Origin of the sequence: Methylobacterium sp. 37f (assembly GCF_023093475.1) — a bacterium.
In the GTDB taxonomy this organism is placed as follows: domain Bacteria; phylum Pseudomonadota; class Alphaproteobacteria; order Rhizobiales; family Beijerinckiaceae; genus Methylobacterium.
Window position 1 is genome coordinate 55,641 of record NZ_JAGHKN010000019.1, and the last position, 16,416, is coordinate 72,056.

General features: G+C 60.9%; 17 protein-coding genes and 2 tRNA genes. 11 read left to right on the plus strand and 8 right to left on the minus strand.

Features of this window, described 5'->3' with window-relative positions; genetic code table 11:
- Window positions 1-8 precede the first annotated feature (8 nt).
- Entirely contained in the window at window positions 9-617 is a 609-nt protein-coding gene (locus J7U37_RS14395) for a hypothetical protein (RefSeq protein ID WP_247636166.1), read from the minus strand.
- A 359-nt stretch (window positions 618-976) separates the two neighbouring features.
- Here J7U37_RS14395 and J7U37_RS14400 point away from each other — a divergent pair, with 359 nt between their 5' ends.
- On the plus strand, window positions 977-1,312 hold the full coding sequence (locus J7U37_RS14400; RefSeq protein ID WP_247636167.1) for a hypothetical protein: 336 nt from the start codon (window positions 977-979) through the stop codon (window positions 1,310-1,312).
- Window positions 1,313-1,384: 72 nt separating this feature from the next.
- Here the strand turns inward: J7U37_RS14400 and J7U37_RS14405 are convergent, their stop codons facing one another.
- On the minus strand, window positions 1,385-2,086 hold the full coding sequence (locus J7U37_RS14405; RefSeq protein ID WP_247636168.1) for a hypothetical protein: 702 nt from the start codon (window positions 2,084-2,086) through the stop codon (window positions 1,385-1,387).
- Window positions 2,087-2,431: 345 nt separating this feature from the next.
- Here J7U37_RS14405 and J7U37_RS14410 point away from each other — a divergent pair, with 345 nt between their 5' ends.
- The 5 genes from J7U37_RS14410 to J7U37_RS14430 all read left to right on the plus strand — a co-directional run bounded on the left by J7U37_RS14410 (window position 2,432) and on the right by J7U37_RS14430 (window position 4,874).
- Window positions 2,432-2,707, plus strand: a complete 276-nt coding sequence (locus J7U37_RS14410; protein ID WP_247636169.1) for a hypothetical protein — start codon at window positions 2,432-2,434, stop codon at window positions 2,705-2,707.
- Between the two features lie 14 nt (window positions 2,708-2,721).
- A complete protein-coding gene (locus tag J7U37_RS14415) occupies window positions 2,722-3,375 on the plus strand; it encodes a GcrA family cell cycle regulator (RefSeq protein WP_247636170.1) in 654 nt (217 codons plus the stop codon).
- Window positions 3,362-3,637: a hypothetical protein gene (locus tag J7U37_RS14420; RefSeq protein ID WP_247636171.1), complete on the plus strand. Its 276-nt coding sequence runs from the start codon at window positions 3,362-3,364 to the stop codon at window positions 3,635-3,637. Before J7U37_RS14415 ends, J7U37_RS14420 begins: the two co-directional genes overlap by 14 nt.
- 101 nt (window positions 3,638-3,738) lie before the next feature.
- Window positions 3,739-4,326, plus strand: coding sequence for a hypothetical protein (locus J7U37_RS14425; protein ID WP_247636172.1), 588 nt, complete (start codon window positions 3,739-3,741; stop codon window positions 4,324-4,326).
- Window positions 4,327-4,388: 62 nt separating this feature from the next.
- Window positions 4,389-4,874, plus strand: coding sequence for a hypothetical protein (locus tag J7U37_RS14430; RefSeq protein WP_247636173.1), 486 nt, complete (start codon window positions 4,389-4,391; stop codon window positions 4,872-4,874).
- Here J7U37_RS14430 and J7U37_RS14435 read toward each other — a convergent pair.
- The 3 genes from J7U37_RS14435 to J7U37_RS14445 form a co-directional block, all read right to left on the minus strand.
- Complete coding sequence (locus J7U37_RS14435; RefSeq protein WP_247636174.1) at window positions 4,864-5,448, minus strand: hypothetical protein; 585 nt, start codon at window positions 5,446-5,448, stop codon at window positions 4,864-4,866. The genes J7U37_RS14430 and J7U37_RS14435 overlap by 11 nt on opposite strands.
- Before the next feature lie 66 nt (window positions 5,449-5,514).
- Entirely contained in the window at window positions 5,515-6,030 is a 516-nt protein-coding gene (locus tag J7U37_RS14440; RefSeq protein WP_247636175.1) for a hypothetical protein, read from the minus strand.
- Window positions 6,031-6,169: 139 nt separating this feature from the next.
- Window positions 6,170-6,244 (minus strand) — tRNA-Gly (locus tag J7U37_RS14445).
- 282 nt (window positions 6,245-6,526) lie between these two features.
- Between J7U37_RS14445 and J7U37_RS14450 the strand changes: the two genes are divergently transcribed.
- The 5 genes from J7U37_RS14450 (at window position 6,527) to J7U37_RS14475 (ending at window position 10,796) form a co-directional block, all read left to right on the plus strand.
- Window positions 6,527-7,177 (plus strand): Maf-like protein, encoded by a 651-nt coding sequence (locus J7U37_RS14450; RefSeq protein WP_056181570.1) that lies wholly within the window; start codon window positions 6,527-6,529, stop codon window positions 7,175-7,177.
- Window positions 7,174-7,398, plus strand: coding sequence for a DNA gyrase inhibitor YacG (gene yacG, locus J7U37_RS14455; RefSeq protein WP_056181567.1), 225 nt, complete (start codon window positions 7,174-7,176; stop codon window positions 7,396-7,398). Before J7U37_RS14450 ends, yacG begins: the two co-directional genes overlap by 4 nt.
- Before the next feature lie 107 nt (window positions 7,399-7,505).
- Window positions 7,506-7,581 (plus strand) — tRNA-Phe (locus tag J7U37_RS14460).
- A 480-nt stretch (window positions 7,582-8,061) separates the two neighbouring features.
- On the plus strand, window positions 8,062-9,345 hold the full coding sequence (locus J7U37_RS14470; RefSeq protein ID WP_247636176.1) for a tyrosine-type recombinase/integrase: 1,284 nt from the start codon (window positions 8,062-8,064) through the stop codon (window positions 9,343-9,345).
- 392 nt (window positions 9,346-9,737) lie between these two features.
- A complete protein-coding gene (locus J7U37_RS14475) occupies window positions 9,738-10,796 on the plus strand; it encodes a hypothetical protein (protein WP_247636177.1) in 1,059 nt (352 codons plus the stop codon).
- A 209-nt stretch (window positions 10,797-11,005) separates the two neighbouring features.
- Here the strand turns inward: J7U37_RS14475 and J7U37_RS14480 are convergent, their stop codons facing one another.
- The 3 genes from J7U37_RS14480 to J7U37_RS14490 form a co-directional block, all read right to left on the minus strand.
- Window positions 11,006-12,073 (minus strand): GGDEF domain-containing protein, encoded by a 1,068-nt coding sequence (locus tag J7U37_RS14480; protein WP_247636178.1) that lies wholly within the window; start codon window positions 12,071-12,073, stop codon window positions 11,006-11,008.
- Between the two features lie 545 nt (window positions 12,074-12,618).
- Window positions 12,619-15,564 (minus strand): EAL domain-containing protein, encoded by a 2,946-nt coding sequence (locus J7U37_RS14485; RefSeq protein ID WP_247636179.1) that lies wholly within the window; start codon window positions 15,562-15,564, stop codon window positions 12,619-12,621.
- 625 nt (window positions 15,565-16,189) lie between these two features.
- On the minus strand, window positions 16,190-16,411 hold the full coding sequence (locus tag J7U37_RS14490) for a hypothetical protein (protein WP_247636180.1): 222 nt from the start codon (window positions 16,409-16,411) through the stop codon (window positions 16,190-16,192).
- Window positions 16,412-16,416: the final 5 nt, after the last annotated feature.

Consider the following 16,416-nt stretch of genomic DNA (forward strand, 5'->3'; position numbering starts at 1 on the left):
CGTACGCGTCACGTATCCAGCACGAACGGGGCGCTTGGGAAGGCGTCGGCCACAGCCCGCAGCGCCTCCCCGTAGAAGTCCCACCGGGCCTCGTAGTGCGTCTCCGAGGCGATGAGGGCCAAGACCTCAAGGGGTCTGCCGGGGGGCTTGCGCACCAGGGCCGGCGGCTCGCCGGGCTTCAGGTTCTCCCAAGCGACGTCGGGCTCCGACAAGGCGTTTGCGACGAAATTCCGGGGCAGGTTGCCGAAGCGGTCGACGGCCGCCGCTGGTCCCGGGATGAGGGGCCCAAGGCGTGTCGTGCCGGGCGCGCCGGCCGTACGTACGCCTCCGCTCTGCTCCAGCTCCAAGTAGCCGGCCACGTCGTCGAGCAGAAAAACCAGCGCCGCCGGCTCCCCGCCGTCGGCACGCGGCGTCGCCCGGTAGAGCGCCACGCCCCCCAGCGTGTACGGCACGGGAGAGTCGAAAGCCGTGAGCATCGAGGCCCGGATCGCCAGCTGCACCCGCTCCGCCGTCCAGTTCACGGCCTCGATGAGGGCGCGCTGCAAGTCGCCGTCCACGAATGAATCAGTCGCGCCATCGAACGCGGCGGCGTCGAATTCGAGCTTGATTTCCAGCATGGCCGCAGCCTCCGGGCCGCTCCTGCAACGGGCAACCCTAACGTCGCGTATTTCTAATTTTCGCGTTGCAGAATGTTGAGTAACGGGGGGACGAGACGAGCTAGTCAAAACACTCACGACTGCGAGCCATGCCCATGTAACGCATCCGGGGAAGGTTGGTTGAGGCCGTTTTTAGGTGGTGTGCTGATGATGTGCGCAGGTGTGCTGAGAAAGTGCTGAGCGGGCAAGGCACAATAGCGATCGATGAGGTCTACCGGTCGTTCACGCAAAAATGTGGATGACCCGGCCGCCGGGTTGACGAGGAGTCCAGCCCAGGCGCGGAATGATTCGCAGAGACGCCCACCGCCCCGGAGAGCACCATGTCCCGCGAGACCTTCGAGTTCGGTGCCAACAGCGGGATCCGCGTCGCGCAGGGACTGATGCTCGGACATGCCGCGGTTCAGGGCGCCTTCGACAGCCTCCGCGCCCGCCAGGACACCGACCGGCACTCCGTCTCGCGGCTCGCCGGCCGCCTTGGGCAGGCGCGCCGCGACGCCAACGCCGTCGAGGCTGAGGCCGACGGCCTCGCGGCCGAGGCCGCCGAGCTCCGCCTCCTCCTCGGCGCCGCCCTGCAGCGGGCCGCCGCGGCCGAGGCCCGGGCCGAGCGGGCAGAGCGCGCGGTCGTCGCCGCCGCCCGGCGCAAGGGCCTCGTCTAAGCCCCAGCCCCCAGACATGCGAAGGGCCCGGCGGGATGACCGCCGGGCCCTTCGTCGTTCAATCCTAACAGGTCACATGCGGAAGGCGGCGACGCGAGCGTGGGCCTCCGGGGTCTCCAGGATCTTGTAGGCCGCCTCCATGATCCGGCGATCATCGGCCTCGTAGTCCTCAGCGCGGTACCGCTGCGGGGCCTCGGCATCCAGCCGGGCCCGCAGGCGCGGCATAAGCGGCAGGCCCCCGTGAACCTGCATCAGGGTCTCGGCGCGGAGATGCTCTTCGACCCTGCCGGCCGGCACGAAAGCGAGCGTGCACCTCGCCCCAACGTCGAGGGCGGAGAGCCAGTTTGCCACGTCCCGCGGGAGCGGCTGGAGATCGCGACCGCTCCGGCCGCTCGGATCCATCGCGGCCTTGTTATGCGCGATGACCAGTTCGCCGAGGCCCATCGCTACCGGGCGCGGGCCCGCCGAGGCGCGGTTGTCGTTGGCCAGGGCGGCCTCGGCGACGTCTGCGGCGTGGACGGCGGGACGGGGCAGCATCGAACCAAGGAATCCCCCGACGGCAGAGGCCGTGAGATCCAGCGCCCGGGCCGGGCCCTCCAGGGCCGCCCCAACGGCGGCAGTGGTGCGGTCGACCGCCGCCTTCGTGAAGCCGGCGACCTTCTTCACGTCGCCGTAGAGCGAGGCGCCGGCCTCGCGGACACCGCCGAAGATCGAGGCGATAAGCGCCCTGATGAAGGCCATGATGGCCGCGGCAAGAGAGCGGTCGTTAGTCATGTCGTCGTCCCCGATCGGTCGCCCCAGCGGCGTCGTTGAGGAATTCAAGCGCGTTCGCATGCAAGAGAACAGGGCTGTCCACCGGTCGAGTTACAAATAACGCAAGTTGTTTCCACAAAAGGACTAGTCCTTCATCATACAACCGACCATCCATTCGGACTAATCCGGTGCCGCAGACGATTTAGCAGACGATTTGGTTTTTCGCTCTTGGAACAGGCTTGCAGACGATTTCACAGACGACCATTCGGAATGGGCCGAACGGCCTAGTGATTCCTTGTTTGCGACGGTTTTGACACTTCAGGGTCTCGATCTCACCTTCCTCTCGTACACTCGGGAGGACATTAGGTGGCCAACGAAATCGACCTTCAACCCCTTGGACCGGGCGTGCTCGATGCGCCTGGCCTCGACGCGGACGCCGTGCGCGCCCGCCTCCGCGCCGCCGTCTCCGAGGCCGGTTCCCTCCGCGCCTGGAGCGCCCGGAACGGCGTCGCCCCGAGCGTCGTCAGCGAAGTCCTGCAGGGCCGTCGCGAGCCGGCCCGGACGGTCCTCAGCGCCCTCGGCCTCCGCCGCGCCGCGTACAACTACGTCGCCGATCCTGATTTGCGTGGGGTGCGTGCGTGAGGTGGTCCCCGCAGATGATCGAGCGCGCGGTCGCGCTCTGGAAGGCCAGCTCAGCCGAGAAGGTCTCGGCGGCGGACGTCTCCGCGCAGCTCTCCGTCGAGTTCGGCTGCTTCATTAGTCGGAACGCCGTGATCGCCCGGATGCACCGGTCGGGATTCTCCTTCTCCGGCCCGCCCATCAACAGCCGCCTGCGGCGCGTCGAGCCGGTCTCTGTCGCCGGTGCGGTCCAGACGAAAGGCCTCGTCCATGCCAGGCCGGCCGACATCGCCCGCCGAATCAGTGAGCGCTTGAAGACTCAAAAGGCCGCCAAGCTTGCAGGTCTCGACGTGCCGCCCCTGCACGCCCGAGAGTCGAAGCCGCCGGCATTGGTCCTGAAGCCGAGGCAGGCCACGCCCCGGGCGCCTGCCTCGGCCGGGCGTGTGCCCGAGAGCCTCCGGATACCGCTGCTGGAGGCGCGGCCGTTCCAGTGCAGGTACATCGACGCGGATCCGCTCAGGACGGACGCCGTAACTTTTTGCGGCCACCCCACCGACACGGGTTCCTGGTGCCCCGCCCACCGCGTCATCGTGTACGTCCCGAGCGCGACGTCAGCGCAGACGTCGGGATTTGCACTGAACCTCACGCACCGCAAGCCGACGCCTGGCACGAGGCGCCATGCCCGTGGGTGACCTCGCGCTACTCCGCGGCGCCGCCCTGCGAGACAGGTTCCGGGCCCGCTTCGCCGCCGCCCAGGCCGTGGCTCCTCCGGACTCGCCGCTCGGGCGGGAGATCAACCTCCAGCTGTTCCTGCTCGACGAAGCCGTGCGTGAAGCCGTCGAGGCGCTTGAAGGCGTCATCGAGCGGGCCTCCGAGCAGGACACCGTCACCGCAGCACCGCGCCGGACGCCGCCAGCGCGGGCCCCCCCGTCAGGAGTGAGCCTCGGGTTCTGAAATAAACTTATAACCGTGCTCTTGCGTCCCGTGCCGTGTGGTTATAAATTTATAACCAAAGCAGACCGATTCCCCGGTCTGCCAAACCGAAAGCTCCGTCCATGACCTCCACCGCCACCGTCGGGCACGCCGACCCGAACCACTCCGCGATCGCCGCGATCCTGTCCCTCGACCTCGACGCCTACTCCGACCTCTCCGACGCCCACGCCGCCATCGCGGCCGCTCTCGGGCCGCACCTCGCCGCCGCCCCGCCGGTGCGCGAGTGGGACTGCGACGACGAGTGGACCGCCGCCGAGGAGGCCTGCATCGCCGCTGCTACGATCGTCGCGGCCGTCAGGTTCCCGACCGGGGACGATCCCTGGCTGCGCTGCCGGAAATACGTCGACCGCCTACGCATGATGCAAACGCGCCATCGCGAGGGCGTCGGGCTCAATCGGTTGGGCGAATTCGCTGGGTTCAAGGTCCGGGCGCAGAGCTGGTGGTCGACCAGTATGAGCGTCCGGATCTGGAAGGCGGACATGGCGATTGACCTGGACGCGCCGATCCTCACGCTCGCCGGGGACGCGACGCGCCGCGAAGTCGGGATCGCCATCGCGGCCTGGAAGTCCGGGCACGAACTCGGCTGGCGCCGGGGCGGCGACCGCGTCCGTGAGGGAATCAAGTCCCTGCTCGAAATCGAGCCCGCCTAACAGCTGTTCGCCTGATGCTCATGCCGGGGCCCAGCGCCCCGGCCTTCCATGATGAGGACGCCATGCCCCGCACCCGCACTGACATCCCGGCACGCGACACGCCCGAGGCGAAGGCACGCCGCCAGCCGAAGCGCGATCTGTCGCGCCTCGACGCCGAGGCCAAGAAGCGACGCGACTTGGTCGAAATGGTCGGCTTTTTCGCTTTCAGGGACTCCTGGAAGTCGAGGTTGGCGGAGGCGTTGACGCACTGTTCAGGCCGGAAGGTGTCGCCGGCCCAAGTCCTGTCGTGGTCGAGCGGGGCCCGGCCGGTGCCGGCGGATCTGATGCCGGCGTTGGAGGACGTCGCCTACTACGAGGCCCGCAGTTTGCGGTCAATGGCGTCGATCCTCGACGGGCTCTCGGCACCGGATAGGCTCCGGCCGGAGCCGGAGCCGGAGCCCGAGGCCAAGCCGGCGCCGGCGCCTCAGGTTCCGGGCTCGCCCGAGTGGGACGCCCACATCGAGGCGGTCACTGCCGAGCTGATGGAATGCGACGACCCTACGGAATGAGAGTGCCTAAGGCCGCTGCGGTGTCGTCGGGGAGCCTGATGCCGACGTCGGGATTGCGGCGGTCCTGCTCCCCGCATTCGTAAGAGGCTACGATCTGGCCCGTCGCGAACACTCGAACCCGCTCCGCCGTGAGAGACAGGACGCGGTGGCCTCTGTCTAGGATAAGGCCGGCGCGGGCTGGCTCACCGAATGCCGGCACACCGTCCAAAGGCAGCATCGGCTGCCCCTCGGGTCGCGGTTCGTTGTTAGGCTCTTCGTAGGCGAGGACGCCGCGCCTAGCGACGATCTCTCGCGCCGGCGGGAACTTGATGCTGATGCATAGGGGCTCGCCGAATATTAGGTGCCGCCGCCCATCCTCGTCGACTCGATGCCTCGCGCTACGGACAAGCAAGGCCTTCGTGCTGTTCGTGTTGACCGGGGGCGTGTAGCGCCCCCGCTCCAGAAGCGCGCGGCATACATCCGTCAGCGTATGCATCTGGAAGATAGGCGCCGTTTCCAGCTCCAGCCACGACTCGAAGATGTCGAGTCGATACTGGGGCATGAAGTTCGGACCGTATATGCCGCCTGACCTCATGCACCCGCTCCCCTTGGTCGGATGCATTCCTAAGGCACCGACATTACCCGAGCGTTGATGTCGGTTTTAGCGCGCCAGATCGCCGAGGGATTCGAGATCGCCCGCGTCGTACTCGCCGATGTCCTGTGGGACTGGCAGGGGCACGAACCGGAAGGGATCGCGGTTGGCCAGGATGTCTATCGTGTAGGAGAACGCCTGGGTCTCGCGCCTCTCTAGGAACACGCGGTCGCCCATGAGCCCAACGACGAGATCGGTCTCCCCCTTGCGGACATCCGGACCACGCGCGACGAGCATGCGAACGGGCACCGGTCGTCCGAACCCATAGTAGACGGCGAAGGGCGGCTGATCCGGGGCGTCTGCCATGTCCCATGCGACGAAGTTGTGCTCGGGGTCCTCGGCATAGGCGCGGAAGTTCGGGTCGAGGCGGCTGGCGAGCTGCCAGACCGGATGTGCCCTGAGCCGCAGGTGGTCATGGTTGAATCGAGAGATCCAGACTCGACGCGTCGGCCATCCCTCGGCCGGCCTCAAGGCGTTCCCGAAGGCGTAGTTGGAAGGATAGGGACGGACGTTTCGCCAAGCCATGCGTCGTCTGTACCAGAGCGGCGTTATCCGACCATGGACGACGTCGCGTTGTATCCCTGTTGTATCCCGCCAATTTGCGGGGGCGGACAGGCGCGCGAGGAAGCTCGCGTAACCACCTGTTCGAATGTCGGAAAAGGAGTGGAGCGGGCGATCGGGATCGAACCGACGACATTCAGCTTGGGAAGCTGACGTTCTACCACTGAACTACGCCCGCGCGACGACGCCCGAGGGCGGCGGCGGTGGTCTGTGCGGCCACGAGCGGAACCTTACCAGACGCGCCGCGGATGTCCACGGGCTCCGCGCTGTCGGTTCGCGCGGGGGACCATGCGCGTTCACAAGCCCGGGGCTTTCGATTAGGGTCCCGGCCGTCCGTCCGGCGCAGGCCGCCTCGCGCGAATGCCGTTGACGCCCCGTGCGATCCGGCGTGCGCGACGGGGCGTCCGCCGGATCGGTTTTGCCCCCTGAAGGATGCCACCCCGCGCATGACGGCCCGTACGTGACGACCCCTGACGACATCCCCGCCGCGGGCCGGAGCGCCCGCCTCATCCTGGCCTCGGCCTCGCCCCGGCGTCTCGCCCTCCTGCAGCAGGTGGGCATCGAGCCGGACGCGCTGCTGCCGGCAGATATCGACGAGACGCCTCGAAAGTCGGAGACGCCGCGAGAGTTGGCCCGGCGCCTGGCGCGAGAGAAGCTCGCCGTGGCCGGCGCGGCCGCACGCCGGCGCGATGACATGCGGGAGGCTTACGTGATCGCCGCCGACACCGTGGTGGCGGTCGGGCGGCGCGTCCTGCCCAAGGCCGAGTTGCCCGACGAGGCGGCCGATTGCCTGCGGCTCCTGTCCGGTCGGCAGCATCGGGTTTACACGGCCGTGTGCCTCCTTTCGCCACGGGATGTGCGCCGGGAGCGGGTGGTCGAGACCCGGGTCCGCTTCAAGCGCCTGTCGTCGCGGGAGATCGAGGCCTACTTGGCGTCCGGCGAATGGCGCGGAAAGGCCGGTGGCTACGCCATTCAGGGGCTGGCCGGCGCTTTCGTGGTCAAGCTGGTGGGATCGCACAGCGCGGTCGTCGGGTTACCCCTCTATGAAACCCTCAGCTTACTCGACGGCGAGGGATTTCCGGTTCGCAGCACCTGGGGAGGGCTTGCATGAACGATCCATCGTCCGGCCGGGCGCGCGCAAAGCCGGCTCAACCCGATCCCTGCCCCATCTGCCGCAAGCCGTCCGAGCCCGCCTTCGTGCCGTTCTGCTCGGCCCGCTGCGCCGATGTCGACCTGGGGCGTTGGCTGACGGACCGCTACGCCATCCCCACTGCGGACGACGAGGACGAAGATGCGGAGGGAACCGGCGGCGTCTCGCGGCCTCGGGATTGAGGCCACCGGGCGCGCCGTGATTTTCTCTTTCGAACGAGGCTGGACAGTCCGCAATCGACCCCCTATACCCCCGCTCCAGCCGGTGCCGCTCACGCGAACCGGCGGAGGCCCAGGTAGCTCAGTTGGTAGAGCATGCGACTGAAAATCGCAGTGTCGGCGGTTCGATTCCGTCCCTGGGCACCATTCCTTTTCCAACTTACTCACATCGCTCGATAAATCGCGTCGTTCCCCACGGGGAACTTGTCGGGGGGGTAAACCGTGGGGAATCAGCGAAAGCAGGTGCTCCGCACGAGCGGTCGATGCCAACCGAACGCGTTTAATCGGAACATCGGAAAGTTGCGGGGCTGCTAGGTGGATCGCTACACCGTGGGGACACCACAGCCCGGTGAAACACACCGGGCTGCAATCCCCGGAAACCAAAGTGACCCGCGTGTACACCACCAGGGGGCGCTCTCGCGATGAGGCCGCTGCCCACATAGGAGTTGGCACTACCAAATTCGATGCCCTCGTCGCATCCGGCCGAATGCCTCAACCGCGAACAATCGACACTCGCAGGGTGTGGTGCGTGTATGAGCTAGACGCAGCCTTCGACCGCCTGCCCGTGGCAGGCGCTCCGGCTGAACAGACCGGGTCTGCGACCGATTGGTCAAGGATGGCTGCGTGATGGCCCGTCCCATGCTTGATCCCGCCTACAAGGCTCTCCGCCTCGCCAAGGCGCGCCAAGAGGCCGCAAAGCTCAATCGGCGGACCCCGCCGCAGGTTTATGCCTGTGCCAGCGCACACGGTCGCGTGTACCTGCGGTACGAACCACATCGGGGGAAGAAAGTCGTTCTACGCAGTTCGTTTCCATCGGTTGCGTTCGACGCGGAGCTATTGGCCCTCCGCCAGGGGCTGATCCCTACGATCGTTACAACGACGAAGCAGACCAAGCCACGAACACCCGTCAATCGAGACGGTACTTGGCGCTGGCTTTGTGAGGCCTACTTCGAAAGTGCATGCTTCCGAGCGTACATGGTTCGCGACCAACGCGTGCGCAGAGGTGTGCTAACGAGGACGTGGGATGCTCCACTGATTCCCGGTGAATTAAGCAGCCCAGTTTTCGGGAACATGCCTCTCGCTGAGTTCCGGACAAAGGCTGTCCTGACGCTTCAGGGGCGCTTCGCGGCTATGCAAACGATGCCGGACTCGATGTATCCGGATATGCGCAGCAAGGATAGGCTGCGGCCGAGCAAGCCCGAAGCAGGGAACTCCGTCGTTCGTTACATCAGAAATGTTCTAGATTGGGCCCTATCTGATCATTCCGATCTTATCGGAAACCGTAACTGGGCGAAAGAAGTTAAGTATTACCCTCAGGGAGACGGGCACCAAACCTGGGGAACAGATCAGTGCTCAGCATTCGAAACGACCCATTCTCAGGGTACACGCGAACGCTTGATCTACGACCTTGCGTTGTTAACTGGGCAACGTCTTAGCGACATCAGCCGCCTTGGGCCAAGCATGATTGATCAAGATGAGCATGGAAAGCGTCTCCGGTTTCGTCAAGCCAAAGGCAGAGCGAAAAATCCTGTAAACGCCTATGTTCCGCTATTTCCGGAACTTGAAGCCGCTCTCACGGCAGCTAAGAATGCGGGCATACTGGGTGACGATACGTTTATCGTGAAGCCAAGTGGTGGAAATTACACCTCTGAATCACTCGCAAACCTATTCCGTGACGGTTGCAGGAGGGCTGGTATCAAGGGGTATTCAATGCACGGCCTACGCAAGACGGCTGTTGTCAACTTGATCAAGCTTGGATGCACTGTTCACGAGATCATGGCGATCACCGGGCATCGATCCCCCAAAGAAGTGGATCGGTATGGTCGCGAGTACGCGCGCGAAATTGCTGCGGAAAACGTCTTCAAGGCGTGGATAACGAAGCGAAGCTCAACTCTGGTCGAACAATCATAGCAGTCTGGTTGATGAATAGATGTCGTTGCGGCATCGGCCCTGAGTATCTTGTTGGTGGCCGGTGTCGTGACACTGATCGTTGTGAGTAAACAGCTTGGTGTGACCTTCTCCAGGCTCGGAAAGCTCATCCACTCATAGTTGCCCTTCCGTTGTAGCAGGGCTTGAGATAGAGCGTTCGTGCAACGGGTCAGAAAACTGCCTTTGTTGAGGCCAGCGAGTGCGGTCGCTACGAGGCGCAGAAATAAATTTGTCGAATTTGTTGCGGTCTGTCTTACTGATGGCAGGATCAAGCTCCGACAATAACCCCGGAGCCGCCCTTGGACCCTGCTCTACCGTCTGTCTCTTCGCCTCGTCCTGTCCACCCCTACTCAGGATGGGCTCTCGACATCGCCATGTCCCTTGACGACGTGACACCGTCGCTTGTTGCACACTCCTACCGCTGGGGGCCCGTCAAGCGGCAAGCGGCCTTCTTCATCATGGCTGAGGTCCATGCCGGGGCAGCCGCTGCTGAACTGGCCCTGCGCTTTTCGCACTATGCTCCCTTCACCTCGGCCGACCCCTTGGCGCGGCTTGGCGCCATGCTTGATGCGCTGCGGGCTAAGGACCTCATGCGTGCCATGCTCGGCGAGGTGCCGAATGGGTTGCTGGGAGCTATGGAGCGCCTGGGCTACGAACCGATGAGCGATCCTGCTTGGTATCAGACCCTCATCCGCCTCTACCGTCCGCAGATGCCGGCCGATCGCGTCTGTACGCGCGTCCTGGGTCAGATCACTGGCAAGCTCGTGGGCGGGCAGATCGAGGCCGTGAGCCTGCTCGATCCCGTGCTACTCCATCCTCACGTGCTCTCCAAAGTTACGAACGGCACCGAGGCTCGCAAGCTTAATTTGGCGGTTGCCTACGTCCGCTCTCGCTGTTCTACGGCCACGGACATCGCTTTGGGTCAGTCGATCGAGCGCATTCCCGCTGATCTCTCGATGAAGAAATGGCTCGGTCGCTGGGCGGCACGTTTCGATCGGCTTCCTGATAGCGCTCCTGACCTGAGCGGCGATCCTACGCTGAAGCTGATCTGCACCGGAGCGGCGCTCGTGGATGCCGGTCGACGCTACAAAAACTGCCTTGCGAGCAAGATCGGAGAGGTCATCACCGGCCGCTATGCCTTCGTTGAGTACCGCCCCTCCGACTCTGGTGTGCCCGGAGTCCTCGCTGAGTTGCGCTACACCTCGCGCGGCTACGTACTGGATGGGCTCTATGCCCATAGCAATGGAATGGTTCGTAAGGACGTTGCCACGGTCCTGCGGATCAAGCTTGCCCGGTGCGGGGTCGCCATTCGGGCGCATGCTCCGGGACAAGTGGACAAGCTCGCCGCTGCCGCCTCCTACTTGGGTGTGTGGGGCTGGCGGCACCCCGACATCGAGACGTGGGATGAAATTGAGGAGGAGGTCGAACCGTAACCGCTGAATTGTGCACCGCTGACAAGAACCCTCCATACCCCACTGGCTTCTACAGGATGGAGGGTATGGTGGGTCTGGAGGGTATGCGCGCCGATGGCGAGGCTCCAAGCCGTGCCGAAACAACGCTCGTTTCACGCATCACACTGACGCGGGCGGCAGCCCCAACCTAGGGCTACAGCGGTTACATCGAAAGCGATCATAAGCGGGTGTCAGGATGCTAAAGTTTCATCGCCGGCTCGGCAAACCTTGTTTCGGCCGCTTCGCTTTGCCTCGTACAGAGCAGCGTCCGCCCGCTCGATCAAGCTCGCGCTGCTCTCGCCTAGACGATGCTGAGCCACACCAGCGGAGATGGTGATCTGACCAATCGTCTCGCCCGTTCCACGTCTAATCACGCGCTGAGTGGAGAGTCGCCCGCGAATTTGCTCAGCGACCGTCATAGCGGCGTTTAGATCGGCATCCGCCAGGATGATCGCGAACTCCTCGCCCCCGTAGCGGGCTGCGGTATCTCGACCTTTCACGTTGTCCGAAAGCAGGCGGCCGACGAGGCGTAGGACATGGTCACCCATACGGTGCCCATGCGTATCATTGAAGCGTTTGAAATGGTCTACATCAAGCATGATGATCGAAAAGGTTGTTGTGGGACTTGCCTTGGCTTGACGGAGACAACGCCGTAGCTCGGCATCGAACGCCTTCCGATTAGCGATGGCCGTTAGCGTATCGGTCGATGCCTCCTGTCGCGTTTGGATCAAGTTTTGCTGTAACTTGTTGATGCGGTCCGTCGAAGCTGAGAGTTCATGCTCAAGGGCACTGTTGCGGAGTGCCGCCTGAGCGGTCTCGTCCCTCAACGCTGCAACAATCGTTAACAAGCTCTCGACACTTGTGGGCGCTGCCATGCGCGCGACAGAGTGCTTGAGAACGTCCCCATATCCCTTCAGTGCATTCTGATTGTCTGAGACCTGCTGCAAGATGCCCTGAGCAACCTGCGCAATTTGGTTCGTTCTTTTATCAAGTGGCTCCAGATCGGCATCTTGTCGGATAAATTCATCGTATAGCGCATCTGTCTCATCGGAAGAGAATATTCGGCCTTGTCCAAAGTAAGAAATAAGGCGTTCGCTTAGTGCTCGGTTAGCCCCCGAAAAATGAGTATAAAGCAGTTCAAAGTTGGCAGGCGTCGGCAAGATCGCGTGGTCCTTGAGCGTACGCCAAGTCATCGCACCAAACGACCTCGTTCGATCCGAAGAATTATTTTGCTTCTCTTGAGTTTGCTTGTGCGTCACTGAACCCAGCCCTGGTCTAAAGCGGAAAAATTACCAGAAGACAGTTGCAACTGTGTGAACATAAGCGATACGGGTTAATATCGCAGCGTCATAAACATATATCAAGAAAGTTGGATTTAATAGCGAGAAGTGTATTCTGATTCAACAGCGTTTTTGCTGCCCAGGTTTATCACCAGACACAATAATCCTGGCTTGAAGACGACTAACATCCGCAGCAGCCTTGAGGCCTGCTTCGAGCGCAGCATCGTACTCGTGATATTCTGGACGTGAGCGTAGGATTAAGAAGCGATCGGAACCACGGTAGATGGCCCAAGCCCAAAGTTTTGGAGCACTGCCCACCGGCTCAATAAGGACGTTCAATTGGGCATCTCGGCCATAAGTCATGATATCATTCGCTCTGGAGCAGCCTAAATTACGATCTTCCGGCTGATGGATTTGAAACTTTGAACCCAGTCTCCCTAAAGGCTCACTTACACGCTGGATAGCCGTTTATGATTTGCGAATTTACATCGAAATCCATCTATACCCACATCAACAAAATCGCTTTAGGGTGCAATTAAACTGATTACTCCGCCGTTCTGACCGATTATTTCCCTTGTGGGTTGTGGAGACAACGGTTTTCCAAAAATATAGCCTTGAACCTCACAGCAACCTTCACTTCGAACCCAGTCTAATTGTGCTTGTGTCTCGACACCCTCGGCCGTAATCGTAGCTCCAAGCTGCTTCCCTAATCCAACCACCGCACGGACAATTGCTCCAGAGGTGGAGGCACAAGATTCTTGAATGAACGATTGATCAATCTTAATTTTGTCGAATGGAAATTGGCACAAATAGCTGAGCGACGAATAACCAGTGCCAAAATCATCAATAGCAAGCCTAACGCCCATTTTTCGTAACCGATGAAGACACGCAATTACTGACTCGGCATTTTTTACCAGTACACTCTCTGTAATTTCTAGTTCCAAGCGCCCCGGAGCGAGGCCTGAGTTGGTGAGGGCTTGAAGAACATGCTGCTCAAAATCCGCTTCCTGAAACTGTACGGCTGAGACGTTGACGCCGACTCGAAGATCACCGGGCCACGATGCCGCTTCTCGGCACGCCTCAAGTAGCGCCCAGGCACCAATCTCGACGATGAGACCTGTCTCTTCAGCCAATGGGATGAAGTCGACGGGCGAGACCAACCCTCTTACGGGATGCGGCCATCGCAACAGGGCCTCAAAACCTCTAAGGGTATCGTTCTCAAGATCGATGACCGGTTGGTAGTGTAACAAGAAGCTGCCAGCGCGGACGGCATCCCTCATGTCAATTTCGAGCAGATTGCGAGATGTGACTGCCATATCCATACCCGCCTCATAGAAGCAGCATGTCTGCCGACCGGCTTCTTTGGCTCGGTAAAGAGCGATATCTGCATTTTTGAACAGGGAATCGGCTTGATCACCGTCGTCCGGCCCGATCGCTATCCCGACACTGACGCCAACGCTTGTAAGATGACCGCCGACATCCACGGGTTGCCCAATGATTTGTACGAGGCGTCGTGCAGCCGCACTCACGCCATGCGGATTGCTCCGACCGAGCAGGATAATCGCAAATTCGTCCCCGCCCAGACGAGCAACGGTATCGCCCTGTCGGAGAGACCGCCGCATACGATCGGCCAAAGTACGCAACAGGGTGTCCCCAGCCGGATGCCCGAAGGTGTCGTTAACTGTCTTGAAACGATCAAGGTCGCAGCACAGGACGGCGATATGGCTACCCTGCCTCTGCGCTGTCGCGAGTTCCTGTGATAGGCGCTCTTGGAATTGTCGACGGTTCGGCAAGTCCGTCAGAGCATCATGCAAAGCCATGTGCTCGATCTGCGCCTCGGCTCGCTTTCGTGCTGTCGCGTCCGCTACTGTGCCTTCGAAGTAGAGTGGGCTTCCCTGCGCATCACGTACCAACCAAGCTGTTTCCGAGAGCCAAATCGTCCCGCCAGTCGCTTGGCTGGTCACCTCCGAGACGAAGTCATCGATCCTCCCTTGTTCAAGTATGACTCGCATAAACCCTTGGTGGCGGTTACGATCGACATACCAGTCGTGAGTAAAATCATCCTGTGACGCTATTGCAATACCCGCGTCAGCATACCCGTGGAGGCTTGCCAGAGCTTGATTTGCCCGCACGATGGTTCCATCGAGATTGGCCCGATAGACCCCCACAACAGCGTTCTGAAAGAGGCTCTGATACTCTGCCTCAGCCACACGAAGGGCGGCCTCCCTTTGCTTACGCTCGGTTATGTCTGTGAAGGTCCGAACCAAACCGCCAGTTGACAAAGGCGTCGAGCGCACCTCAATCACAATGCCGTTCGGGCGCTCCCGCTCATAAGTGATTGCTTCCGTCTCACGGCCATCGCTCTTCAACCATTGCTGAAGTTCAGCATCCGCCTTGTCGTACTCGCCGGTGTCGATCTGATGCTGACGCAGAACATCGAACCGTGCGCCTTCATGGAGCAAATCTTCTGATAGACCGAGAAGGGCTCGGGCTTTCTGATTATGAATGCGGATGCGGTTGTCAGCACCGACCATGAGGATGCCCTGGTCCATGTTCTCTAGCGTGAGACGCAGGAGATTGCTGACATCGCGCAACCGATCTTCGGAACGTACAAGATCGGTGATATCGACACACACACCGAGGAGCGCGACGACCGCTCCGCTTTCGTCATGTTGCGGTAAGCCCCGCGAGATCACAGTCCGCACCTCGCCATCCGCTCTTACAAGGCGTCGCTGTCGGTCGAACGGTGCTATAGGAGCTAGCAACTCACTCGCGACATTGATGCTAGCTCCTGCAAGCAAATCAGAACGATCATTGGGATGTAAAAACTTTAGGACGTCATCAAGCGGAATTTTATCATCTACGATGTCATATCCTGCAAGCCTTCGCATACTTGGAGACCAAGCAGCCTTCCGAGACTGAAGATCATATCGCCAATAGCCAATGCCGCCCACTTGCTCTACGAGAAGTTGGTAATCGGCGGCTTCTCGTAGCTTCGTTTGTGCAGATCGAACCACTTCCAGATCTTGGGAGATCTGGTTACGGGCTTCATGAAGACGCAGGTGAGCAACTACAATATCCGCTAAATCTTCAAGTTGCCGAACCTGATCGGGAGAAAACGAGCGCGGCTGAGTATCCATCAGACAAATCGTTCCGATACGGATACCGGGATGCAAAATCAGTGGTGCGCCGGCATAGAAACGATGACATATCGCACCCGTGACAAGCGAATTTTCCGAGAAACGTGGATCATCAAGCGTGTCTTGAATAACAAGAACATTGTCTGACGAAATAGTGTGATTACAGAATGCGACATCACGCGGTAGCTGATCGACTTCGGTGCCTAATCGAGCTTTGAACCAATGCCTATCCTCATCCATCAGCGCAATGACAGCAATTGGCACTGAAAACAGAGCTTGCGCTGTACGACATACCGCGTCGAAATGTTTCTCGGCGGGTGTGTCGAGCACCTTCAATCCCCGTAGGACTGCAAGGCGTTCAAGCTCGTTGGACGACAAATGGTACATCAAACGCCTTACTTAGCGACATCATCGCTCGCGCATGGTTGTTCGCCGGAAAAATGGCGCTGCCAGGATCGCGCTACAGAACTTAATGTTTGATGCATCTTCTGTACAAAACTCAACTGAATGGCGAGTTTAGGCGAATCTATAGAACAATGATGGAACAGAAAATGCGCCCTCAGGTTGCCTCTTTGGCGCACAGTCACTAAGGGGTTGCTTTTTAGAGTTACGTTCGTTCGGATATAACCCTAGGCTCCGGTTTGACTACAGCGCTGTTGGCGATCTCCGAGGGGCAGCTTCTTAGGTCAAGCCTTTGATCCACAAAAAAATGGCCCGCTAGAGCGGGCCAAGTTTCCTTCGAGCGTCGAGAAGGTCCTGGGAGGAACCCAACTCAACCATATGGCGAATTTGATACTCTGCATAGCCCAGGGGCGGCCAGTGGAGATACATACCTCAACATCGAGGCTCTACCCCTCCGCGATCATGGCCTCGCTTTATCATTTGAGGTCACAGGGAAGTCCCACGTGCTCTCAATACAGAATTAGTACTAGATCAGAAGGTGCTTAGGTGATGCTCATTCTTCGACCTGAGACAGCATCGCGTCGCGGGCTAGGCGCAGAAGATGAAGCTTGTCCCGATAGGCACCGAATAATCCTTCCTCTTCGGTGATATCCTCTCGCATTTCCAATGCATCCATAATACGACCGGCCTGGGCACTGAGGCGAACTTGGGCAGCGACGATACTTTCGTTCAAATGCAGTAGACTGCTGATCCAGATCGTATCCGTTGATGACATTGCAA